Source organism: Pseudomonas sp. JC1203, from assembly GCF_056175065.1.
This window is the reverse complement of the sequence record NZ_JBWCAM010000007.1, coordinates 140,308-163,165: the sequence shown is the minus strand read 5'-3', so window position 1 is coordinate 163,165 and position 22,858 is coordinate 140,308. Positions and strand designations below refer to the sequence as shown.

Sequence of the window (22,858 nt, the reverse complement as noted above, 5' to 3'; positions counted from 1 at the left end):
AGTCTGAGTGCGCAGCGCCGCGGGCGTTCCGGGGCAATTATTAAGAAATTGCCATGAACCGGGTTCAGGGTGCGACGTCGGCCTTGAACCATTTCTGCGAGAGTTTCTGCACCGTGCCGTCGGCCAGGGCCTCGGTCAGCGCCGCATCCAGCCGCGCCTTGAGGTCGCCGTCGCTCTTGCGGAAGGCCAGTGCCTCACCGGGGCCCCAGATGGCGCCACCGATTTTCGGGCCAACCATGTGCACGGCCTGGTTGTCGGGGTTCTGCAGCGCCGAGGCGAAGAAGGTCACGTCGTCGAAGGCCAGGTCGATGCGCCCGGCGTTGAGGTCCATCATGTGTTCGCCCGACTTCTTGTAGACGCGCACGGTGGCGACGTCGGCGAAGTTCTTCTCGATGAAGTCGGTGTAGGCGGTGCCCGACTGGATGCCGATGGTCTTGCCTTTCACCAGCGCTTTCAGCGCCTCGATGGTCGGCCGGTCGTGGGCGGCATCACCGTCCAGCTTCACCACCGTGTCGCTGGGGGCGCTGGCGATCAGCGCCGGCGTAGCGCTGACGAACACGCCCTGGGTGGCGGCGTAGGGGCGGGAGAAGTCGACAATGGCCTGGCGTTCCGGGGTGATGACGATGGCGTCCATCAGCATGTCGAACTTGCCGGTGTTGAGGCCGGCGATCATGCCGTCCCAGTCCTGGGCCTGCAGCTTGCAGTCCAGCTGCACGCGGGCGCAGAGGTTGCTCAGCAGCTCGGGTTCGAAGCCGGCGATTTCGCCACTGGGCAGGGTGGTGTTCCAGGGCTCGTAGGCGCCCTCGGTGGCGACGCGTACCTGGGTCCATTCCTTGGCGTTGGCCATGGCGGTGGTTAGCAAGGCGCTGCCGAGCACGCAGCAGGTCATGAGGGTACGGGTGTTGCGGATAATCGCGTTCATGTGTTTCCCCAGAATTTCGAGTGGTTCGGCAGGGGCAAAAGGTGCTGACGCTGTTGTTATTGTGGTGCTGCAGGGGGGCTCAGGCGGTGCGCCCGTAGAAGCCCAGTTGCTCTTCGGGGCTGAACAGCACGCCGGGGGTTTCGTAATAGGAAAACACCGCCACCATGCGCTCGCGGTCGCCGCGCACCGGGGTCACGCGGTGCGCGGTGTGCTTGCCGCGGAACACGTTGAGGGTGCCGGCCTGCAGGGCCAGGGTCTGCACCTGCGGGTCGCGGCCTTCCAGCAGCTCGGCGACGCCGGCGTAGTTGGGGTCGTCGGCGCTGCGCAGGTCGGTGCGGTACTGGAACTCGCCGCCTTCGGCGGGCGATTGCAGCATCAGCGTGGTGGTGAATTCGGAGCGGTCGAAATGCCAGTTGAGGGTTTCGCCGTGGCGGTAGCTCATCACGTTGACCCGGGCCAGCGGGTCGGCCATCAGGTACAGGCTGGGCTTGCCCATCACTGCCGCCAGGAAAGCTACCAGTGGTGCGTACTCGTACACTTCGCTGACCAGGCTGTCGCGCAGCTGGTCGGCGCACAGGGTATGGCTGACGGTTTCCACCCGGCGCAGGGCAGGGTGGTCGGCGGGCAGGCCCTCGATGGCGGGCTTGAAGTAGATGTTGTGGGTGCGGCTGTGGGTGTGGGATTCGCGGTCCATCACCGGCTGGATCTGCTGCGCGGCGTCGCGCACCGCGTCGCTGCGAATGAAGCCTTCCAGGCTGAACATGCCGTGCTGCTGCAACTGCGCGCGGGAGTCGCTGACCAGCGCGTTCCAGGCGTCACTGCCGGGCTGGTGCAGGGGGTAGCGCTGAAGATCAATGATGTTGCTCATGATGGACCTCGCGTTTGACGATGGAGCCACCGTAACCCGAGAAAAACTTAGCAACAACGGCAGAAATTGTTAGGCTTCCCTCAGAAAAACTAGAGGGAAAGCCCCATGCGCCTGCCACCGCTCAATGCTCTGCGAACCTTTGAAGTGGCTGCCCGGCTGGGCAGCTTCGTGCTGGCCGGCAGCGAGCTGGGGGTGTCGGCGGCAGCCGTGAGCCTGCAGATCCGCCACCTGGAGGATTACTTCGGCAAGAAGCTGTTCACCCGCAGCGGCAACCGTCTGGCGTTGACCGATGCCGGCCTTGCGGTGTACCCGCAGACCGCCCGGGCCCTGGGCGAAATCGCCAGCATGACCTTGCGCACACTGGAGGGCGAGGTGCGCACGCGTTTGATTGTCAGCGTGCCGTTTTCCCTCGCCGAGGGTTGGTTGGCCCCGCGCCTGGCGCGGTTGCTGGAGGTGTACCCGCAGCTGTCGGTGGACGTGCGCGTGGAGGACGACCCGGTCGACCTGGCGCGCCATGACGTGGACATCCGCGTCAGCTATGGCGACTACCACTACCCGGCGTGCAGGGCGATACCCTTGTTCCATGACCAGGTGGTGCCAGTGTGCACCCCGGAGCTGTGGTACCGCCACGGCAACCCGCAGTTCGACCTGGGGCAGATTCACCAGAGCCTGTTCATCCACACCCAGTGGGGCGCCAACTACGCCTCGCACCCCACCTGGAGTGACTGGTTCGCGGCGCGGCAGGTGCAGCATTCGCCCGACCCGGCGTTGGGGCGCCGGTCGGGGCTGTCCAGCCTGTCGGTGACCCTGGCGCGGCTGGGCATGGGCATTGCGCTGGGCCAGCAGGCGCTGGCCGCACCGGACCTGGAGGCGGGGCGGCTGATTGCCTTGTCCACGGCGTCGTTGCAGCTGGGGCATCCGTACTGCGCGTTCGTACCCGGCGGCAAAGAGCAGCGCGCCGACGTCGAACGCATGCTGGCCCTGTTGAAACACCCCCTGTAGCAGCTGCCGAAGGCTGCGTCCGTCGTGGGGGGGGGGGGGGGGGGGGGGGGGGGGGGGGCGGCCAAGACAGACAGCACAGCCACCCCCCCCCCCCCGCCCGCCGGGTGGCTGGGGGCTGCCCAGGGTGTGGTTGTGCCCCCAAAACCTCGGGGGCACCCCAGCTCCCACAAAGGCAGCCGCTGCTACGCGAAGGCGGTGGCTGCCAACGACTCGCGGGTGATTTCCTTGATCGACTTCGCCCCCGTCAGCACCATCGCCACGCGCATTTCCTTTTCGATCAGGTCCAGCAGGTTACTCACGCCTGCACCGCCGGCGACGGCCAGTGCGTAGATAAACGCGCGGCCCAGTAGCACCGTATCGGCCCCCAGGGCAATCATCCGTACGATGTCCAGCCCGTTGCGCACCCCCGAGTCCGCCAGTATCGCCAGCTCGCCTTTCACCGCATCGGCAATGGCCGGCAGCGCCCGGGCGCTGGACAGCACGCCGTCCAACTGACGCCCGCCGTGGTTCGACACCACGATGCCGTCGGCGCCGAAGGTCACCGCGTCGCGGGCGTCCTGGGGGTCGAGGATGCCCTTGATCACCATCGGGCCCTGCCAGTAATCGCGAATCCACTCCAGGTCCTTCCAGGAAATCGACGGGTCGAAGTTGCTGCCCAACCAGCCGATGTAGTCGGCCAAGCCGGTAGGGTGGCCGCGGTAGGTGGAGATATTGCCCAGGTCGTGGGGCCGGCCCAGCAAGCCCACGTCCCAGGCCCAGGCCGGGTGGGTGAGCGCCTGCAGCATGCGCCGCAGTGGCGCGTTGGGGCCGCTCATGCCCGAGTGCGCATCGCGGTAGCGGGCGCCGGGCACCGGCATGTCGACGGTGAACACCAGGGTGGTGACGCCCGCAGCCCGGGCACGCTCCAGGGCGTTCTTCATGAAACCGCGGTCCTTGAGCACGTACAGCTGGAACCACATGGGCCGCTTGATGGCCGGCGCCACTTCCTCGATGGGGCACACCGACACCGTCGACAGCGTGAACGGAATGCCCTTGGCATCTGCCGCCTTCGCTGCTTGCACCTCGCCGCGCCGGGCGAACATGCCGCACAGGCCGATAGGTGCCAGCGCCGCCGGCAGGCTCAGGGTCTCGCCGAACAGCTGGGTTTCCAGGCTCAGCTCGGCCATGTTGCGCAGCACCCGTTGGCGCAGGGCAATGTCGGCCAAGTCATCGACGTTGCGCCGCAAGGTGTGCTCGGCGTACGCGCCGCCGTCGAGGTAATGGAACAGGAAAGGCGGCAGTTTGGCTTGCGCCGCGGCGCGGTAGTCGGTGGCAGCCGAAATGATCATGGGCGTGGGGGTTCTCCTTGAGGGCGCAATGCGCAGGCCATGGCACGTCGCACCAATGTAGCAGCAACTGTCTGGGTGGGCTCGGTGTAGCCGCTGCCGAAGGCTGCGCTGGCCCTTCTCCACCCTGAAAATCTTCAGTGCACGCCAGGACCAGCGCAGCCTAGCGGCAGCGGCTACAGCAATCGCACCCACCGCCCCCGTAGCAGCGGCCGCAGGCCGCGTCCGGGGCAACGCAGGATAGCCGCCGGACGCAGCCTTCGGCAGCTGCTACGGGGCTGGGGTAGACTTGGGCACCTTCATGCATGCAAAGGCACCAGGATGGCGCTTACCTTGAGACCTGCCCGCGTTACCGACCTTCCCGCCGTTTACCGAGGGGAGCAGGATTACATCAGGCGTTGGGAGCCTGCGCACGAGGATGCCTGGCGGGCCCAGCTGGAACGGCACCTGACGCGCTGGGTCGAGCATTTCGAGCGGCTGACGGTGGCCACGGTCGACGAACAGTTCGCCGGTTATGCGCTGTGGATGCCCCAGGAAGACGGCGCTGAGCTGTGTACGTTGAATGTCAGCCCGGCCCTGCGCCGCAGCGGTGTTGGCAGGGCGCTGCTGGACGCCTGCCTGCAAGGCGCGGCAGCGCAGGGGTTTGCCCGCATGAGCCTGAGTGTGCGCGCCGACAACCCGGCAAGGTTGCTGTACGAACAGGCCGGGTTCGCTTGCCAGGGTGTCGGTGCGCACGGCTACCTGCGTTACGAACGCCGCCCGGTCATGGGTTGACGAACTCCTGGTAGTTGGCCTTGGTAATCAGCTGGTAAGGGATGGTCAGCTCTGGCTGGTAGGGTTCCTTGCGCACCATTTTCAGCGCCAGGTCGATGGAACCGTAGGCCTGGCCCTTGTTGTCCTGGTAAACGGTCACGCTCAGGTCGTCCTTCTTGATGGCTTCAAGGCCCGCCGGGCCGCCGTCGCTGCCGCCCACCAGGATGTCCTTGCCTGGCTGCAGGCCGGCCTGGCGGATGGCCATGGCGGCGCCGATGGCCATCTCGTCGGCGTTGGCGGCCACGGCGTCGATCTGCTTGCCCGAGACGATCCAGTTGTTCATCAGGTCCATGGCCTTGCTGCGCTGCCAGTCGGCGGTCTGTTCTTCCACCACATGAATGTTGGGGTAGTCCTTGAGCACGCTTTTCACCCCGCGGGTGCGGTTGTGGGTGGCGTCGTTGGACAGCAGCCCGAGCATGATCGCCAGGTTGCCCTTGCCGCCCATTTTGTCGGCCAGGTAGCGCATCTGCATTTCCCCGGCCTTCACTTCGTCCGAGCCCACGTAGCCCACGCCCGCCGGTAGCTGCGGGGTTTCCGGGCGACGGTTGACGTACACCAGCGGGATGTGGGCCTTTTGCGCGTCTTCGGTGATCTTGGCGGTGGCGGCGGTGTCCACCGGGTTGACGATGATGGCGTCCATGCCCTGGGCGGTGAAGCTGAGCACCTGGTTGAGTTGGCGCACCACGTCGCCCTGGGCGTCTTCGAACTGCAGGGTCACGCCCTGCAGCTGTTTGCCGTGGGCGGCCATGTAGTCGCGCATCTGCGCCAGGAATACATCGTCGACCTGGGCGATGCTGATGCCGATGCGCACATCGGCCATGGCCAGGGGGGACAGCAGGGCGCTGAACAGCACGGCGAGCATTTGTTTTTTCATGGGGTAGATCCACTGTGTGGTTATTGTTGGAATGATCTGGCCAGCCGGTTCAGGCCCGGCGTTTGTCACGCAACTGCTGCACGCGTTCGGTGAAGGTGGCCACGCTGCAGCCTTCCGCCAACGCCGCCAGCATCAGCTGTTGCCCGGTTTGCGGGGCCAGGCCACGAAGCGGCGGGTCGGTGTCGAGGTTGGTGGGGAACGAATAGCCGTCCGCCGTGCAGGCCACCACGGCCGCCACCTGCTCGGCGCTCAGCACCTGGTCGCGCACCTGCTGCAGCAGGCAGGGGTACAGCGCCAGCATCATGCGCTCACGGTCCAGGGCCTCCATGGGCTTGCCGAACGCCGAGGAAATCTGCAGCAGGTTGGCCATGCGCTGGCGGTCGGCAGTGCGGTTGGTACCGGCTGCATGGAACAGCGCCGGGTTGAAGAACAGCAGGTCGCCCTTGTTCAGCGGCAGCTGCACCGCATGCGCCTGGAAGTACTCGATGAACTCCGGGCGGCGCCAGGCCAGGTAGCCCAGCGGGTAATGCTGGGAAAACGGCAGCAGCAGGGTCGGCCCGGTTTCCAGCGGCATGTCCGAATGGGCAATGGCGCCCTGCAGGGTCAGGTACTGGGACAGCACGTGCAGCGGCAGCGGGAACCGCTCCACCACTTCCGGCACCTGGAAGCCCAGGTGGTAGTCGCGGTGCGGCTGCTGCGCCTGGCCGCCGGGGTGCACCACGTTGACCTGGGCGGTGACCTGAAAGTCCGGGCCCAGCCAGGCCTCGGCAATCAGCCCCAGCAGCGGGTTGGCGTAGTACTCGACGAACGAGGCCGGCGACTGCAGCGCGGCCTTCTGCAAGGCGTTCCAGATGCGCCCGTTGCTGCCCGCCTTGGCGAAGTGGTCGGCTGCCACGCCCTGGGCCGCTTCCTGGGCGAAGATGGCGTCGAACACCTCGCTGTGGCGGTCCACCACTGCGAGGTCGGTGTAGGCCTGGCGCACCACCATCACCCCCGGGCCCTGGCTGAACAACTGGTGCAGCTCGTGGAGCACCGCGCCGCGTTCGGCGTCGCGCAGGGTTTGCGCCTGGTAGATGGGCACATTGGCCTGCACCTCGGCGCACAGCGGGTAGTGCTGGGGCAGCGCCTGTTGCTCGCACAGGCGGCTGAAGTCCTGCAGTTGCACGGCGTCGCTGCGCACGAAAAACCCCGGGCTGTTCATCAGGCGCCCTCCGGCAAGGTCAATGGGCCGCTGGGGCGCGGCGCGGTGTCGTCGCCGCAGCCGACCACGCCTTGCTCAAGGTCGAGCACGGTGCCGGTCATCATTCCCGACTCGGCGGACAGCAGGTAGGCCACGCTGCGCGCCACTTCTTCGGGCTTGAGCAGGCGGCCAAACGGCAGCCCTTGTTCGGCCTGTTCCAGCCAGCCGTCCTGGGCGCCGTGGTAGCGGCGCTGGATCTCGTCTTCGTGGGGCGTGTCCATCCAGCCGATGTTCAGGCCGTTGACGCGGATGCGGTTGCGCAGGGCGCTGAAGGCCACGTTCTTGGTCAACACCGCCAGTGCGCCCTTGGAGGTGGAATAGGGGCACAGGTACGCCGGGCCGCCGTGGCCGACAATGCTCTGGATGTTGACGATGGCGCCGGCCACGCCCTGGCCGATCATCAGCTTGATGGCTTCCTGCATCAGAAAGAACGGCGCGCGCACGTTCACCGCGAACAGCCGGTCGAACAGCTCGGGCGAGGTGTCGAGGATGGTGCCGCGGTCGGACATGCCCGCGCAGTTGACCAACCCGTGCAGGGTGCCGAAGTGGGTGCGTGCGGCCTGGATAATGGCCCGGCAGTCTTCAACGCTTTCGAGGTCGGCCTGGACGAAATGCGCCTGGCAATCGAGCCTGGCCAATGCCTGCACCTGCGCCTGGCCCTCGGCCTGGCGGCGGCCGCAGATGATCAGCCCGGCCGCGCCACGCTGAGCCAGCGTATGCGCCACGGCCGCGCCCAGGCCCTGGGTGCTGCCGGTGACGACGAAATACTGGCCGTGGAAGGGGCGGTTGAGGTCAGCTTCTGCCATGGGGTTTCTCCTGGTTTTTTGTTGTTGTGGTGCCCTGGCTCGACGCCTGGCGAAACTGAGACTAGCATTGCGCTGACCTCTTCCAACCCCAAAAAGACCTCAGAAAAACCTCACGCCCATGACCCTTCTCGAACGCGCCAGGCACTTTTCCATCAAGCAGATCTCGACCCAGGCGGGGGTCAGCAAGGCCACCGTCGACCGTGTGCTGCACCAGCGCGGCAGCGTGCATTACCAGACCCAGCGGCGCATCGAGCAGGCCCTTGGCGAACTGGAGGCCCAGGAGCAGAACGGCCTGGCCGTGGGCCGCACCTTCCATGTCGACGTGATCATGCACACGCCCAAGCGCTTCAGCGCCGCCGTGCAGGCAGCCATCACCCAGCAGCTGGGCAGCCTGGCGCCGTTCCGCATCGCCCCGCGCTTTCACCTGTTCGAGGAAATCGAGCCGCAGGCCATGCACGACCAACTGCTGCGCTGCCTGCACACCGGCAGCCAGGGCGTGGTGTTGAAGGCCGCCGACGAGCCGGCGGTGAACCAGGCGGTGAAGCAGCTGAGCGCCGCCGGCATCCCGGTGGTGACCCTGGTCACCGACCTGCCGCACAGCGAGCGCATCGGCTACGTGGGCATGGACAACCGCACCGCCGGGCAGACGGCCGCCTACCTGCTGTCAAGCTGGCTGGCACCCCGGGCGCAGGAGGTGGCGGTGGTCATCGGCAGCGCGTTGTTCAGGGGCGAAGAGGAGCGTGAGATGGGCCTGCGCATGTGGTTGCGCGCCCACGCCGAAGACGTGACGGTGGTCGATATCAGTGGTGGTTATGGCGTGTATGAGCGTACCCGCGAGCGGGTAGTGGCGGCGCTGGCACAGCACCCCGGGTTGCGCGCGGTGTACAGCGTGGGCGGCGGCAACCGCGCCATCGTCGATGCCTTCGCCGAATGCGGGCGGCCGCTGGAGGTGTTCATCGGCCACGACCTGGACGAGGAGAACCGCCAGTTGCTGGAAGAACGAAAAATGGCCGCCATCATCGACCACAACCTGCAGGTGGATGCACGCAACGTGTTCCTGCACATTCTGCAGTACCACCGGGTATGGAAAACAGGGCCGATCGCACCTTCGCAGGTGCAGATCGTCACCCCGTTCAACCTGCCTTATTGATTACTGCGGGCGCACGCCTTCGTAGGCGTCCTGCAGCAGTTGCCGAATGGCCGTGGCCTCGATGGCGCGCGGGTTCCAGTAGGGGTTGGAGAGGGCGATATCGGCGGCGCGGTCAAGGTCGGCCTCGGTCAGGCCCAGGTCCTTGAGGCGGGTGGGCGCGCCCAGCGAGCTGGACAGGTCGAACAGTGCCTGCGCAGGGCTGCTGTCCACGCCCAGCGCCCGGCTGATGCGTGACAGCGCCGGCGCCGCCGACTGGTTGTAGGCGATGGCGTGGGGCAACACGATGGTGTGGGTTTGCGCGTGGGGCAGGTTGAAGCTGCCGCCCAGCGTGTGGCACAGCTTGTGGTGCAGGGCCATGCCGACGTTGCCCAGCACCGTGCCGCACAGCCAGGCGCCGTACAGGCAGTCGCCACGGGCAGCCAGGTCGGCGGGGTCGCGGTGGATGCTTTTCAGGCCTGCGGCCAGGGCGCGGATGCCTTCCTCGGCCATCAGCGACATCACCGGGTTGCCGTCCTGGGCGTACAGCCCTTCGGCGGCGTGGGCGATGGCGTTCATGCCGCTGGTGATGGACATTTCCACCGGCAGGCTGACGGTCAATTCTGGGTCGTAGATCACGGTTTTCGGCAGCACGCGCGGGTCTTTGCCGGTGCGTTTCAGGCCGTTTTCGGTGAGGCCGAACACCGGGGTCATCTCCGAGCCTGCGTAGGTGGTGGGAATGGCCAGAATCGGCAAGCCGGAATCCATGGCGATGGCCTTGCCCAGGCCGGTGGTGGAGCCGCCGCCAATGGCCACGGCGCAGTCTGCGCCCAGGCGCCGGGCTACCTCGCGGGCTTCGCGCGCGGTCTCGATGGGCACGTGCATCACCGCCTTGTCGAAAATGTCGGCGGCGCGCTCACCCAGCAATTGCGCAATGTGCTCGGCCTGGGCGCGCTGTTCGGGGGTGCACAGTACCAGCGCGCGTTTGGCGCCCAGGCGGTCGATCTCCGCTTCCAGCTGTTGCAGCGAACCCTGGCCGAAGATGACGCGTGATGGCTGGCCGTTATAGACGAATGGGGGCGTGGACATGGGGCAGGTCTCCTTGAGAAGTGACGGGGCGCTGGACGACGGCGGTGGGCTGGTAGGCGACCAGCGCCCATTGCCCGCCGCTGTTGAGCCAGACGCTCAGCGTGCGGTTGTGCAGGGTCTTGGCCACACCGTGGGAGGTGATGTCGGCCGTCATCTCGCCGAACGCCAGGGCGGTGTCGCCCAGGCGGCGCACCTCGTGCACCTGGTGGTCGATGCGGTGGTACAGGTACAGGCCCTGGCGGCACTTTTCCAGATAGGCGGCCAGGGTGTCCTTGACGCCATTGGAATGCACGTAGACCAGGTCCGGGTGGGCAAGCCGTGCGAAGGTGTTCAGGTCGCCCAGGCGCATGGCCTGGTAGCGCTGGTGTTCCAGCGCGGCAATGGCAGCGTGATCGTCGTGCAAGGGGGCCTCCAGGGGCAGGGTTCAGGCGTGTTTCGCCAGGACAAAGTCGAACGCCAGGGTGTAGAACACCTCGTCGCTGTGGCCGCCATCGGGCGTGGCGCCTGCCGGCTGGCATTGCCACTGGGTGATCAGCGACGGGCGCACGGCAAACAGCGCGTCCGAGTCCAGGTACGGGTCGCCTTCACGGTACACATGGGTGGTCAGCGGCTGGTAGCCGCTGGCGCTCACCGAAAACGCCAGGTGCGCGGGGCGCCAGGCGTGGCGGTTGAGCACGCTCAGCAGCTGGTTCACCGGGCCGTCGTGGCGCACTTGCTGGCTGCCGGGCAACGAGGTGCTGAAATGGTAGCGGCCCTGGTCGTCGGCCTGCAGCAGCGCCTCCACCCCGGCCACGCGCAGGTGCAGTTCGGCGTAGGGCACCGCGGCGCCCTTGTCGTCGCGTACCACGCCCTGCACGTAGCCCTTGGGGCCGCCCAGGTGCGGGTTGATGTCGGCGCCCAGGTCATGCAGCACGGCATTCGGGCCGGGGGGTACGTAGAAGGCGGTGGCCTGGGTGCAGGCCGCCGGCTTGCGCTCGTTCTGCGCCAATACCAGGGTCGACAGCCCCAGCACGTTGGACAGCAGCGCGAATTCCTCGCTGGCCGGCGCCACCTGGCCCACCTGGCCAAGAAACTCGATACCCTGGCGCCATTCGGCTTCGGTCAGCTTGATGTCCCGGGCGAAGGCGTGCAGGTGCTGCACCAGGCTGGTCATCAGCTCGCACAGGCGCGCATCGCCGGTGCCGCGGTTATAGGCCAGCACTGCCTGGGTAATGGTGGTTTCGTCCAAATCGCGCATCGTCACTCCTGCGGGGCAGCACGCTTCTCAGCCTGTAGCGCCGCACGTTATAGTTCCGCAGGATGTAAGAAAAGGCCGCTCGCGGAATTCTTTATTTCACCTGTGAAAAAATAAAAAGGACGTACACAGTGGACCGCCTGACCGAACTTGAGCTGTTTGTACTGACCGCCGAAGTGGGCACCCTGAGCAAGGCGGCAGAGATTCTGGGCCTTTCGAACGCCGCCGCCAGCCGCCACCTGGTGGCGCTGGAGCAGCGCCTGAACACGCGGCTGATCGACCGCAATACCCGGCGCCTGGCCCTGACCAATTCCGGCCATCAGTTCTATACCAGCTGCAAAAGCCTGCTGGGCGAGTTGAAGGAAGCCGAGGCCTCGCTGAGTGAATCGCTGGTGCAGCCCGTGGGCACGCTGACCATCACCTCGTCGATTTCCTTCTGCATGCTGCACATCGCGCCGCTGATTCCGGCGTTCCGCAAGCTGTACCCGCACATCACCGTGAAGCTGCTGGGCGAGAACCGCTACTTCGACATCATCGACAGCGAGATCGACCTGGCCATCCGCACCAAGGAATACGAGCCGGACTCCAACATCACCATTCGCCGCCTGGCCGAGACCCGCCGGGTGCTGGCGGCGTCCCCCGGCTACCTGCAGCGCAAGGGCACGCCCAGGTCGATCGACGACCTGGCCAACCATGACCTGCTGATCTACAGCCACGCCAACCAGCCGCGCACCATGCGCTTCACCCGAGGCAAGGAAGAGGCGGCGTTCAAGGCCGAGCCGATCCTGGAAACCAACGACGGCCAGATAGTGCGCGCTGCCGCCCTGGCCGGCGGCGGCATCCTGGTGCAGCCCAAGTACATCATCAACGCCGACCTTGTGGCGGGGCGGCTGATACCGGTGCTGGACGATTGGGATTTGCCACGGCTGACCATCAACATGGCATTCCAGAGCCGGCGCTACATGCCGGCGAAGTTGCGCGTGTTCATTGAATTCCTGCTGGCCGATTTCAATAAACATGAACACGAGCGTTATTGGACCCGTTGACCTGCGTAAGCGACGCATCGCGTAGCAGCTGCCGTGAGGCGGCGTCTGGCCGCGCTGCGGTGTTCCTGGGAATACGTGGCGTATTTGGACGCGGCCTGTGGCCGCTGCTACAGGGCGTGGCCAAGGTGCCGCGTAGCAGCTGCCGTGAGGCGGCGTCCGGCCACGCCGCGGTGTTCCTGGGGATAAGCGGCGTATCTGGACGCGGCCTGTGGCCGCTGCTACGGGGCGTGGGCAAGGTGCCGCGTAGCAGCTGCCGTGAGGCGGCGTCCGGTTGCGCCGCGGTGTTCCTGGGGATAAGCGGCGTATCTGGACGCGGCCTGTGGCCGCTGCTACGGGGCGTGGGCAAGGTGCCGCGTAGCAGCTGCCGTGAGGCGGCGTCCGATTGCGCCGCGGTGTTCCTGGGGATAAGCGGCGTATCTGGACGCGGCCTGTGGCCGCTGCTACGGGGCGTGGGCAAGGTGCCGCGTAGCAGCTGCCGTGAGGCGGCGTCCGGTTGCGCTGCGGTGTTCCTGGAAATTGGACGCGGCCTGTGGCCGCTGCTACGGGGCGTGGGCAAGGTGCCGCGTAGCAGCTGCCGTGAGGCGGCGTCCGGCCACGCCGCGGTGTTCCTGGGAAAGGACGGCGCCCGCCCGAACTGCTGACCAGTCTTCCACCCAGCGGAAAACACATTTGCCGTTGCGGCATTTTTCTTCCACTTCAACCCCGGTAGTCTCGACCCCCACTGAGCGTACACATAAATTCAATAAAGGTTGACCTCATGTCCAGTAACCAAACCGCCGCCGTTGGCGCGTCCGCGAAAATCCTCTGGCGCATTGCCGCCATCACCACCATGGGCTCGTTGGGGTTCGGTTACGACACCGGGGTCATCTCCGGCGCATTGCCATTCATGGCCCTGGAACCCGCCCAGGGCGGCCTGGGCCTTACGCCCATGTCCGAAGGCCTGGTGGCCTCGGCACTGATCTTCGGCGGCGCTTTCGGCGCACTGTTCGCCGGCCAACTCTCCGACCGTTATGGCCGCCTGGGCGTGCTCAAGGCCCTGGCCGTGCTGTTTGCCCTGGGCGCCCTGGGCACTGCGCTGTCGCCCACCCTGTGGAGCATGGTCGCCACCCGCTTCGTGCTGGGCATTGCCGTGGGCGGCGCCTCGTCGGCGGTGCCGGTGCTGATCGCCGAGCTGGCCGCGCCCAAGCATCGCGGCCGGCTGGTGTGCCAGAGTGAACTGATGATCGTCTCCGGCCAATGCCTGGCCTACATCGCCAGCGCCGGCCTTGTGCACCTGTTCGAAAGCCCGTCGGTGTGGCGCTACATGCTGGCCATCGCGCTGATTCCGGCGGCGCTGCTGTACGTGGGCATGCATTTCGTGCCTTCCTCACCGCGCTGGTTGGTCAGCAAGGGCCGCATCGACGAAGCCAAGGCCACGTTGCTGGGCATCCGTGACACCCGCCGTGAAGTGGACCGCGAGCTCAAGGAAATCATCGCCCAGTGCGAAGTGGAACGGCGCCACGGCGGCACGCTCGGCAAACTGGCCGAACCGTGGCTGCTCAAGCTGCTGGGCATCGGCATTGCCCTGGGCTTCATTATCCAGTTCACCGGCGTCAACGCCTTCATGTACTACACCCCCATGATCCTCAAGGAAACCGGCATGGGCACCCACGCCGCACTGATCGCCACCATCGGCAACGGCGTGGTGGCGGTGGTGGCGACGCTGATCGGCATGTGGTTGATCAACCGCATGGGCCGGCGCACGATCCTGCTGATGGGCCTGACCGTGGTGGTGCTGGCGCAGATCTTCCTCGGCGTGGTGATGAACTTCATGCCCCACTCGCTGCTGCAAAGCTACCTGGCGCTGGGCGGCGTGCTGATGTTCCTGTTCTTCATGCAGATGTGCATCGGCCCGGTGTACTGGCTGCTGATGTCCGAACTGTTCCCCACCCACGTGCGCGGTTTGATGAACGGCATCAGCGTCGGCATCTTCTGGCTGTTCAACGCCGTCGTCGCCTTCGCCTTCCCGCTGATGCTCAGCGTGATGGGCGGCATGACTTTCTTCCTGTTCGCCGTCATCAACATCGGCTCCATCGTGTTCTGCACCCTGTGGCTGCCAGAGACCAAGGGCATGACCCTGGAGCAGATCGAGCAATTCATGCAGCAGCGCCTGGGCGGCCGCACCTGGCGCCGCGCCAGTGCCAACGCCAATGCCAATGCCTGCTGACACCGACCACCGGCCTTCCACAATAATGATCAAGGACATCAAGCCATGACTGCTCACCTGAACACCGACACGCCCGTAGGCGGGCTCTTCGAGGAAGAGCGTTCGGCCGAGATCGTCAACGCGCGCATCACCGCCGAAGCCGACCCGCGCCTGCGCGAGGTCATGTCAGTCATCACCCGCCACCTGCACGCGGCCATCAAGGAAATCGAGCCCACCCACGAAGAGTGGTTCAAGGCCATCGAATTCCTCACCACCACCGGCCACATGTGCACCGATTGGCGCCAGGAATACATTCTGCTGTCTGATGTGCTGGGCGTGACCATGCTGGTGGACGCCATCAACCACCGCCGCCCCAGTGGCGCCACCCCCAACACCATCCTCGGGCCGTTCTACGTGGCCGACGCGCCGCGCTACGAGAACGGCGCCAACATCTGCCTGGACGGCAAGGGCGAGCCCACCCTGGTCAGCGGCCGGGTGCTGGACACCGCGGGCAACCCGGTGGTCGGCGCCACCCTGGACATCTGGCAGACCAACGACGACGGTTTCTACGACGTGCAGCAGAAGGGCGTGCAGCCCGAGTACAACCTGCGCGGCCTGTTCACCACCGACGCCGACGGCTACTACGCCTTCCGCACGGTGAAGCCACGGCATTACCCGATTCCGGCCGACGGCCCGGTGGGCAAGCTGCTGGGCCAGCTGGGGCGCCACCCCAACCGCGCCGCGCACCTGCACTTCATCGTCACCGCGCCCGGCTACGACCAGGTCATTACCCACATCTTCACCCCCGACTGCCCGTACCTGCACGAGGACACCGTGTTTGGCGTGAAGAAAGAGCTGATCGCCCAATTCACCACGCAGAGCGACGCGGCCACCGCTCAACGCTATGACCTGCAAGTGCCTTACCTGGCTGTGAACTGGGACTTCGTCCTGACTACGGCCTGATACCTCGACCCGATCTTCAACGACAATCAAAAGTGATCGACATGCCCGACAAAAATGTTGAACTGCTTGCAGCCTACTGGACCCTGGCCGGTGATACCTACCCCGGCGCGCCCAGCGAGATCAGCCCGTTTTCCCTGCAGGCGCGTGCCGAGGCGGCGGCCAAGGCCGGCTGGCGCGGCATGGGCCTGGTGCACGCGGACTTGGTGCACAACGTCGCCAAGCTGGGCATTGCCACCGTGCGCAATATCCTCAAGGACAACGGCATCAAGCACGTGGAAGTCGAGTTCCTGACCGACTGGCACCTGGAAGGTGACGTGCTGGCAGCCTCCCACGTGGTTCGCGACGAGCTGCTGGAAATTGCCGGCGAGCTGGGCGCGCGCAGCCTGAAAGTGGCCGGCGGGCTGTTCGAGGAAGGCCCACCTGACGTGGCACGCATGCGTGATGCCTTTGCCATCCTCTGTGATGCCGCCGCCCCCTACGGCACCAACGTGGTGATCGAGTTCCTGCCGTTCTCCAGCGTCAACACCATCGACCGCGCCATCGCCGTCACCGAAGGCGTGCGCCCCAACGGCGGCCTGCTGGTGGACACCTGGCACGTGGCCCGTGGCGGCATGAGCTTTGACGAAATCAGCAAGATCCCGCTGGAGCTGATCAAGTCCATCGAGCTGGACGACGCCAACCATGCGGTGGTCGAGTCGTTCTTCAACGACTCCACCCACCACCGCAAGCTGTGCGGCGAAGGCCAGCTGGACGTGCCCGAATTCATCCAGCAAGTGGTCAACGTTGGCTACCGCGGCCCATGGGGCGTGGAGTTGATCAGCGCCGAGCTGCGCAAGCTGCCTTTGGAAGTTGCGGCCAAGCGGGCCTTCGACACCACCATGGCGCAGTTTGAAAACATCAAGTTCTGAAAAAAATGTGGGAGCTGGCTTGCCAGCGAGCTTTTCAGCCGTTCAACAGCTCGCTGGCAAGCCAGCTCCCACACATACAAACAACAGCGTTTTCAGGAGAAACAACATGGTAGGTATCGCAGTATTGGGCGCAGGCCGTATCGGCAAGATCCACGCAGCCAACGTGGCCGCGAGCAAACTGGCCAGACTGGTGGTGGTGGCCGACCCCTTCGCCGAGGCCGCCTCGCGCCTGGCCGATGAGCTGGGCGCCGAAGCCATGACCGATTGCGAGGCGGCCATCGACCGCGCCGACGTCGACGCCATCGTCATCGGCACGCCCACCCACACCCACATCAACCTGATGCTGCGCGCCGTGCGCCAGGGCAAGGCGGTGCTGTGCGAAAAACCCATCGACCTGGACATGGCCAAGAGCCTGGCAGCGGTGGAAGAAGTGGAGCGCCTGAACGGCCGCGTGATGCTGGCCTTCAACCGCCGCTTCGAGAGCACCTTCGCCGAAATGCGCGCTGCCATCGACGCCGGCGACATCGGCGAAGTGCGCCAGGTGGTCATCACCAGCCGCGACCCGGGCCTGGCACCGGAAGACTACATACAGCATTCGGGTGGCATCTTCCGCGACATGACCATTCACGACCTGGACATCGGCCGCTGGCTGCTGGGCGAGGAACCGGTGGAAATCAACGCCATCGGCAGCCGCCTGATCGACCCGGCCATGATGGAAAAGTACGACGACTACGACACCGCCATGGTGCAGATGCAAACCGCCTCGGGCAAGCAGTGCCACATCAACAACTGCCGCAACGCGGTGTACGGCTACGACCAGCGCATCGAGGTGTTCGGCGCCAAGGGCATGCTGCAAATGGACAACCTGCGGCCCACTACCATCCGCCGCTGGAGCCAGGACGTCACCGACGCCCGCGAGCCGCTGCTGAACTTCTTCCTGGAACGTTACCAGCAGGCCTACAAGTCGGAACTGGAAGCCTACATCGACGCCCTGGTGCACAAGAAGCCGCTGCCTACCACCGTGCAGGATGGCCTGAAAGCCCTGAAGCTGGCCGACGCTTGCGTGGAATCGGTGGCCAGCGGCCGCACGGTCAAGCTTTAAGCCGCGGATAACAGGAGAACAACCATGACTTACCAACGTGAGCGCGGCACCGCTATCGGCGTGGCCTGCCTGGGCATCACCCACCCGCACACCTCGGGCCGCGTCAAGGCGTTCAAGCGCCTGGCCAACGTGCAGTTCCACGGTGCCTACGACGACACGCCGCTGCTGCAGCCGTTCTGCGACGCCCTGGACGTGCAGCCGCGCAACAAGGAAGAAATCCTCGCCGACCCCAATGTGCACATCGTGCTGGTGCACCCCAAGAGCTACCTGATGGCCGACTGGGCCATCGAGGCCCTGGAAGCCGGCAAGGCGGTGCTGTGCGAAAAACCCGCCGGCCGCGGCACCCAGGACACCCTGCGCATCGTCGAAGCGGTAGAGCGCACCGGCGGCCTGTTCCAGGTGGGCTACTGCTGGCGCTACGCGCCGTCGGTGGAAAAGATGCAGCAGGTGCTGCAGAGCGGCGAGATCGGCAAGGTGCTGCAGGTGCGCGCCCACGCCGGCTGCTCCCACGACGAGGCCGACACCAACCACATGAAGCAGCCGGGCGACCGTGGCGGCGCGTTCTACGTGATCGGCTGCCACACCATCGACCGCATTCTGCTGCACTTCGGCAAGCCGAAATCGGTGAACGCGCGCATCACCAAGTTCGCCGGGCAGATGAGCGATTCGGCCCGCGAAGATGCCGTGGGCGCGGTGCTCAACTATGACGACAAGCTGGTGACCATCGACTTCATGTCCTGGGACCCGATGCCCTGGACCGAAAGCTGGGACATCACCGCCTACGGCACCCACGGCGTGATGCATTCCACGCCCATGCCTGCCTCGTACAAGCTGTACCACGACGGCAAGAACGGCCACCAGCAGGGCTGGACCCACTGGAACGAAAACAGCTTCCCGGAGATCTGGGCGGTGCGCAAGACCGTCTATTCGCCGGAAATCGCCGAGATCGGCAACCCGGTGTATTTCGACCGCGAAGCCGCGGCCTTCATGCACTCGGTGTACACCGGCGCGCCATCCAACGTGCCGGCCACCCAGGCCCATGACATCAACGTGATCCTCGAAGCCCTGTTCGAGTCCGCTGATGCCAACGGCCAGGAAGTCGCCCTGGCGCTGTAACACCACCCGCAGTCCCGGTACGCGAAGTGCCCGTTCGGCTCGATTGATTTCGAGCCGACTGGGGCTCTGCATGCCCGAGAAAACCACAACAACAAAGTCGAGGACGCCATGCATACATTCATCAAGGCCGCTGCTGTCGTGATACTGGGGGTGGCACTGGCCGCCTGCAACAAACAGGAAAGCAACACCAAGGGCACCATCGGCATCGCCATGCCGTCGAAAACCGAGGCGCGCTGGGTGTCGGATGGTGCCAACATCGTCGACTCGCTGAAGCAGCTGGGCTACGACACCGACCTGCAATACGCCCAGTACGAGGCGCCCACGCAGCTGTCGCAAATCGAAAACATGATGGTCAAGGGCATCAAGGGCCTGATCGTCGCGCCCATCGACGGCACCACCATGGCCGATGTGCTCAAGCAGGCGAAAGAGAAGGGCATCAAGGTCATCAGCTATGACCGGCTGATCCGCAATTCCAAGGACTTCGACTACTACGTTACCTTCGACAACTACCGCACCGGCGTGCTGCAGGGCCAGTCCATCGTCGATGCGCTGCACCTGAAGGAAGGCAAGGGCCCGTTCAACCTGGAAATTTTCGCCGGCTCCACCGACGACAACAATGCCCACGTGGTGTACGCCGGGGTGATGTCGCAGCTCAAACCGTACATCGACAGCGGCAAACTGGTGATTCGCAGCGGCCAGCAGGCCATCGACAAAGTGGCCACGCCGAACTGGGACGGGGCCCTGGCCCAGGCGCGCATGGACAACCTGCTTAGCGCCTTCTACAGCACCGCGCACCTGGACGCCGTGCTGGCCATGAACGACCAGATCGCCAACGGCGTGGTGTCCTCGCTGCGCGGCGTGGGCTACGGCAGCGGCAAGGCGGCCATGCCGATCGTCACCGGCCAGGACGCCGAAGTGGGCAGCGTCAAGTCGATCATCCGCGGCGACCAGACCTCCACTGTCTTCAAGGACACCCGCGCGCTGGCCGGGGCTGCAGCGCAGATGATGGACGCCGAACTCAGCGGCAAGGCGGTCAGCGTCAACGACACCACCTCCTACGACAACGGCTCCATGGTAGTGCCCACCCAGCTGCTGACCCCGCAACTGGTGGACGGCGGCAACTGGCAGAGAGTGCTGGTGGACGACACCAAGTTCTACACCCAGGCGCAGCTGCAATGATTCTGCAGATGCGCGACATCCGCAAAAGCTTCGGCGCGGTGAAGGCGCTGAGCGGTGTCAACCTCAAGGTGGGCGCGGGCGAGATCCACGCCATCTGTGGCGAGAACGGTGCCGGCAAGTCGACGCTGATGAAGATCCTCAGTGGCGTCTACCCGCACGGCAGCTTCGACGGTGAAATCATTTTCGACGGTGCACCGCGCACCTTCCAGCGCCTGCGTGACAGCGAGGCGCTGGGCATCTGCATCATCCACCAGGAGCTGGCGCTGGTGCCGATGCTGTCGATCACCGAAAACCTGTTCCTGGGCAACGAAATCGCCCACCACGGTGTGATCGACTGGGACGCGGCGCACCTCAAGGCCCGCGACCTGCTGGCGCGGGTGGGCCTGAACGCACGGCCGCAGACCCTGGTGGGCAACCTGGGCATCGGCCAGCAACAGATGGTGGAAATTGCCAAGGCACTGGCCAAGGACGTGCGCCTGCTGATCCTCGACGAGCCCACCGCCAGCCTCAACGAGAAAGACAGCGACACCCTGCTGCGGCTGATGCTGGAGCTGAAGGGGCGCGGCATCACCTCGATCATCATCTCGCACAAGCTCAACGAGATAGGCCGCGTGGCCGATGAGATCACGGTGATCCGCGATGGCAGCACTGTTGACGTCATCGACTGCCGCGCCGATGGCATCGACGAGGGCAGGGTGGTGCGCAGCATGGTCGGCCGCGAGCTGTCCGACCGCTACCCCACGCGCGTGCCGGCCCTTGGCGAGACGCTGTTCGAGGTGCGCGACTGGTCGGTGGGCGACCCCCAGCGGCCCGAGCGCGACCGCGTGCGCAACATCAACTTCCACGTGCGCCGCGGCGAAGTGGTGGGCATCGCCGGCTTGATGGGCGCCGGCCGCACCGAGTTCGCCATGAGCGTGTTCGGCCGTTCCTACGGCGTCAACATACGTGGCACGGCGCGCCTGGAGGGCCGCGAAGTGGACCTGGGCACCGTGCGCAAGGCCATCGACCAGGGCCTGGCCTATGCCACCGAAGACCGCAAGGGCGCCGGCCTGGTGCTGGGCGACAGCATCACCCACAACACCTCCATGGCCAACCTGGCCGCCGTGTCGCGGCGCTGGGTGATGAACGAACTGGGCGAAACGGCGGTGGCCGACGGCTTTCGCGCGCGGTTGCGCATTCGCAGCCCGGACGTGACCCAATCGGTGGAAAAGCTCTCGGGCGGCAACCAGCAGAAGGTGGTGCTGGGCAAGTGGCTGTTCTCCGACCCCAAGGTGCTGATCCTCGACGAGCCCACCCGCGGCATCGACGTGGGCGCCAAGTACGAGATCTACGGGGTGGTCAACCAGGTGGTCAGCGAGGGGCGCGCGGTGGTGATGATCTCTTCGGAGATGCCAGAGCTGTTGGGCACCTGTGACCGTATCTATGTGATGAACGAAGGGCGTTTCGTGGGCGAGTTCCTCGCCGCCGACGCCTCGCAGGAAAAAATCATGCACGCAATCATGAAAAACGAGGTGATCCAATGAGCGAAGCCAGCCTGCCTCTCTCTTCCAAACCCGGCCCCCTGACCTCGTTCAAGCGCGGCGCGCGCGAATATGGCCTGCTGGTGTCGCTGATTGTCATCATGGTGTTCTTCCAGGTGGCCACCGGCGGTGCGCTGATGCAACCGCTGAACCTCACCAACCTGCTGCTGCAGAACAGCTACATCGTGGTGATGGCGCTGGGCATGCTGATGGTCATCGTCTGCGGCCATATCGACCTGTCGGTCGGTTCGGTGGTGGGCGTGGTCGGCTCCATCGCCGCAGTGCTGATGGTGCAGTACCGCCTGGATTTCTTCACCGTCACCCTGATCTGCCTGCTGGCCGGTGCCTTGATCGGCGCAGCCCAGGGCTATTGGGTGGCGGTGTGGGGCATGCCGTCGTTCATCGTCACCCTGGCGGGCATGCTGATTTTCCGTGGCGCCACCATCGCCATCTCCCAGGGGCAGTCCATTGGCCCGTTCCCGCCGGCGTTCTCGGCCATCAGCTCGGGCTTCGTGCCGGAACTGTTCAGCCATGAACACTTGCGCGTCACCTCGCTGCTGCTGGGCATTGCCGTGGCCGTGGCGTTCTGGGTGATCGAATACCGCAGCCGCCTGCGCACCTTGAAAAGTGGCGGCAACGTGGCGCCGATGCTGGTGTTTGCCCTGAAAAACGGCGTGGTCACTGCGCTGATCGTGTACTTCTGCTACCTGCTGTCCACCTACCGTGGCATCCCCACGGTGCTGGTGATCATGAGCGTGCTGATTGGCCTGTACACCTTCATCATGAACCGCACGGTGATCGGCCGCTGGGTGTACGCGGTGGGCGGCAACCTCAAGGCCGCGCGGCTGTCGGGCATCAACACCGCGCGCGTGACCTTCTTCGCCTTCGTCAACATGGGCGTGCTGGCGGCGGTGGCGGGGCTGATTTTCGTCGCGCGCCTGAACAGCGCCACCCCGCGCGGCGGCACCGGCTTTGAACTGGACGTGATTGCCGCGGTGTTCATCGGCGGCGCCTCGGCCTCCGGCGGCGTGGGCAAGGTGGTGGGCGTGGTGATTGGCGCGTTCATCATGGGCGTGCTGAACAACGGCATGTCGATCATGGGCATCGGTATCGATTACCAGCAGATGATCAAGGGGGCGGTGCTGCTGGCCGCCGTGTTCGTGGACGTTTACCAGAAGAACAAGGGCTGAGGCCATGGACGACAAGACCGTCAAGCATATCGTGATGTGGAACCTGGCGGGGGACACCCCGGAGCGCAACCGCCAGGCGTGCCAGTTGGTCAAGGAGCAGTTCGAAGGGCTGGCGGGGTTGATTCCGGGGCTGTTGAAAATAGAAGTAGGGGTGGACTTCAGCCGTATCGACTACGCCTGCGACGTGGTGCTGTACAGCGAGTTCGCCTCGGCCCAGGCCCTGGCAGCGTACGCCAGCCACCCCGAGCACCTGCGGGTGAAGCGCGTGCTGGGCGATTGCCGCATTGCGCGGCACCAGGTGGATTACGTGGTGTAAAGGAAAGCCCCGTAGCAGCGGCCGCAAGGCCGCG

The 22,858-nt window shown here is 65.5% G+C and carries 23 protein-coding genes; 14 read left to right on the top strand and 9 right to left on the bottom strand.

The window, feature by feature from the left end; all coding sequences use genetic code 11:
- Positions 1 to 64: 64 nt before the first annotated feature.
- Both AC0SZ7_RS12840 and AC0SZ7_RS12835 read right to left on the bottom strand, forming a co-directional pair.
- A complete protein-coding gene (locus AC0SZ7_RS12840) occupies positions 65 to 922 on the bottom strand; it encodes a transporter substrate-binding domain-containing protein (protein WP_475504760.1) in 858 nt (285 codons plus the stop codon).
- Positions 923 to 1,001: 79 nt separating this feature from the next.
- A complete protein-coding gene (locus tag AC0SZ7_RS12835; protein ID WP_475504759.1) occupies positions 1,002 to 1,790 on the bottom strand; it encodes a HalD/BesD family halogenase in 789 nt (262 codons plus the stop codon).
- 105 nt (positions 1,791 to 1,895) lie between these two features.
- Between AC0SZ7_RS12835 and AC0SZ7_RS12830 the strand changes: the two genes are divergently transcribed.
- Entirely contained in the window at positions 1,896 to 2,792 is an 897-nt protein-coding gene (locus AC0SZ7_RS12830) for a LysR substrate-binding domain-containing protein (protein ID WP_475504758.1), read from the top strand.
- 182 nt (positions 2,793 to 2,974) lie between these two features.
- Here AC0SZ7_RS12830 and lldD read toward each other — a convergent pair whose 3' ends face one another.
- A complete protein-coding gene (gene lldD / locus AC0SZ7_RS12825) occupies positions 2,975 to 4,120 on the bottom strand; it encodes an FMN-dependent L-lactate dehydrogenase LldD (RefSeq protein ID WP_475504757.1) in 1,146 nt (381 codons plus the stop codon).
- Between the two features lie 330 nt (positions 4,121 to 4,450).
- Here lldD and AC0SZ7_RS12820 point away from each other — a divergent pair, with 330 nt between their 5' ends.
- Positions 4,451 to 4,891 carry an N-acetyltransferase family protein gene (locus tag AC0SZ7_RS12820; protein ID WP_475504756.1) on the top strand — a complete coding sequence of 147 codons (441 nt, stop codon included), beginning with the start codon at positions 4,451 to 4,453 and terminating at the stop codon, positions 4,889 to 4,891.
- Here the strand turns inward: AC0SZ7_RS12820 and AC0SZ7_RS12815 are convergent.
- From AC0SZ7_RS12815 to AC0SZ7_RS12805, 3 genes are read right to left on the bottom strand one after another with little or no spacing between them, the layout of a single operon-like run.
- Positions 4,881 to 5,804 carry a sugar ABC transporter substrate-binding protein gene (locus AC0SZ7_RS12815; RefSeq protein WP_475504755.1) on the bottom strand — a complete coding sequence of 308 codons (924 nt, stop codon included), beginning with the start codon at positions 5,802 to 5,804 and terminating at the stop codon, positions 4,881 to 4,883. The genes AC0SZ7_RS12820 and AC0SZ7_RS12815 overlap by 11 nt on opposite strands.
- Before the next feature lie 49 nt (positions 5,805 to 5,853).
- Entirely contained in the window at positions 5,854 to 7,005 is a 1,152-nt protein-coding gene (locus AC0SZ7_RS12810) for a phytanoyl-CoA dioxygenase family protein (protein ID WP_475504754.1), read from the bottom strand.
- Positions 7,005 to 7,850 carry an SDR family oxidoreductase gene (locus AC0SZ7_RS12805; protein ID WP_475504753.1) on the bottom strand — a complete coding sequence of 282 codons (846 nt, stop codon included), beginning with the start codon at positions 7,848 to 7,850 and terminating at the stop codon, positions 7,005 to 7,007. The genes AC0SZ7_RS12810 and AC0SZ7_RS12805 overlap by 1 nt, the downstream gene beginning before the upstream one ends.
- Positions 7,851 to 7,968: 118 nt before the next feature.
- Here AC0SZ7_RS12805 and AC0SZ7_RS12800 point away from each other — a divergent pair, with 118 nt between their 5' ends.
- Positions 7,969 to 9,000, top strand: coding sequence for a LacI family DNA-binding transcriptional regulator (locus AC0SZ7_RS12800; RefSeq protein ID WP_475504752.1), 1,032 nt, complete (start codon positions 7,969 to 7,971; stop codon positions 8,998 to 9,000).
- Here the strand turns inward: AC0SZ7_RS12800 and AC0SZ7_RS12795 are convergent, their stop codons facing one another.
- Genes AC0SZ7_RS12795 through AC0SZ7_RS12785 form a run of 3 tightly spaced genes read right to left on the bottom strand, consistent with a single transcriptional unit; the run spans position 9,001 to position 11,302 of the window.
- Positions 9,001 to 10,065, bottom strand: coding sequence for a maleylacetate reductase (locus tag AC0SZ7_RS12795; RefSeq protein ID WP_475504751.1), 1,065 nt, complete (start codon positions 10,063 to 10,065; stop codon positions 9,001 to 9,003).
- Positions 10,040 to 10,468: a nuclear transport factor 2 family protein gene (locus AC0SZ7_RS12790; protein ID WP_475504750.1), complete on the bottom strand. Its 429-nt coding sequence runs from the start codon at positions 10,466 to 10,468 to the stop codon at positions 10,040 to 10,042. The genes AC0SZ7_RS12795 and AC0SZ7_RS12790 overlap by 26 nt, the downstream gene beginning before the upstream one ends.
- A 21-nt stretch (positions 10,469 to 10,489) precedes the next feature.
- On the bottom strand, positions 10,490 to 11,302 hold the full coding sequence (locus AC0SZ7_RS12785) for a dioxygenase family protein (RefSeq protein ID WP_475504749.1): 813 nt from the start codon (positions 11,300 to 11,302) through the stop codon (positions 10,490 to 10,492).
- Between the two features lie 128 nt (positions 11,303 to 11,430).
- On the opposite strand from AC0SZ7_RS12785, the gene AC0SZ7_RS12780 reads away from it, so the two are divergent.
- From AC0SZ7_RS12780 to AC0SZ7_RS12730, 11 genes are all read left to right on the top strand, one after another.
- Complete coding sequence (locus AC0SZ7_RS12780) at positions 11,431 to 12,345, top strand: LysR family transcriptional regulator (protein WP_416424091.1); 915 nt, start codon at positions 11,431 to 11,433, stop codon at positions 12,343 to 12,345.
- A gap of 125 nt (positions 12,346 to 12,470) precedes the next feature.
- Positions 12,471 to 12,986 carry a hypothetical protein gene (locus tag AC0SZ7_RS12775; RefSeq protein WP_475504748.1) on the top strand — a complete coding sequence of 172 codons (516 nt, stop codon included), beginning with the start codon at positions 12,471 to 12,473 and terminating at the stop codon, positions 12,984 to 12,986.
- Between the two features lie 116 nt (positions 12,987 to 13,102).
- Positions 13,103 to 14,551, top strand: a complete 1,449-nt coding sequence (locus AC0SZ7_RS12770; protein WP_475504747.1) for a sugar porter family MFS transporter — start codon at positions 13,103 to 13,105, stop codon at positions 14,549 to 14,551.
- Positions 14,552 to 14,596: 45 nt separating this feature from the next.
- Positions 14,597 to 15,493 (top strand): intradiol ring-cleavage dioxygenase, encoded by an 897-nt coding sequence (locus AC0SZ7_RS12765; protein WP_475504746.1) that lies wholly within the window; start codon positions 14,597 to 14,599, stop codon positions 15,491 to 15,493.
- Between the two features lie 41 nt (positions 15,494 to 15,534).
- Positions 15,535 to 16,401: a sugar phosphate isomerase/epimerase family protein gene (locus AC0SZ7_RS12760; protein WP_475504745.1), complete on the top strand. Its 867-nt coding sequence runs from the start codon at positions 15,535 to 15,537 to the stop codon at positions 16,399 to 16,401.
- A 106-nt stretch (positions 16,402 to 16,507) separates the two neighbouring features.
- Entirely contained in the window at positions 16,508 to 17,503 is a 996-nt protein-coding gene (gene iolG / locus AC0SZ7_RS12755) for an inositol 2-dehydrogenase (protein WP_475504744.1), read from the top strand.
- Between the two features lie 24 nt (positions 17,504 to 17,527).
- Complete coding sequence (locus AC0SZ7_RS12750; protein WP_475504743.1) at positions 17,528 to 18,619, top strand: Gfo/Idh/MocA family protein; 1,092 nt, start codon at positions 17,528 to 17,530, stop codon at positions 18,617 to 18,619.
- A 108-nt stretch (positions 18,620 to 18,727) separates the two neighbouring features.
- Positions 18,728 to 19,798, top strand: a complete 1,071-nt coding sequence (gene chvE, locus AC0SZ7_RS12745) for a multiple monosaccharide ABC transporter substrate-binding protein (protein WP_475504742.1) — start codon at positions 18,728 to 18,730, stop codon at positions 19,796 to 19,798.
- Entirely contained in the window at positions 19,795 to 21,321 is a 1,527-nt protein-coding gene (gene mmsA / locus AC0SZ7_RS12740) for a multiple monosaccharide ABC transporter ATP-binding protein (protein ID WP_475504741.1), read from the top strand. The genes chvE and mmsA overlap by 4 nt, the downstream gene beginning before the upstream one ends.
- Positions 21,318 to 22,508, top strand: a complete 1,191-nt coding sequence (gene mmsB, locus AC0SZ7_RS12735; RefSeq protein ID WP_475504740.1) for a multiple monosaccharide ABC transporter permease — start codon at positions 21,318 to 21,320, stop codon at positions 22,506 to 22,508. The genes mmsA and mmsB overlap by 4 nt, the downstream gene beginning before the upstream one ends.
- Positions 22,509 to 22,512: 4 nt before the next feature.
- Positions 22,513 to 22,824 (top strand): Dabb family protein, encoded by a 312-nt coding sequence (locus AC0SZ7_RS12730; protein WP_475504739.1) that lies wholly within the window; start codon positions 22,513 to 22,515, stop codon positions 22,822 to 22,824.
- Positions 22,825 to 22,858: the final 34 nt, after the last annotated feature.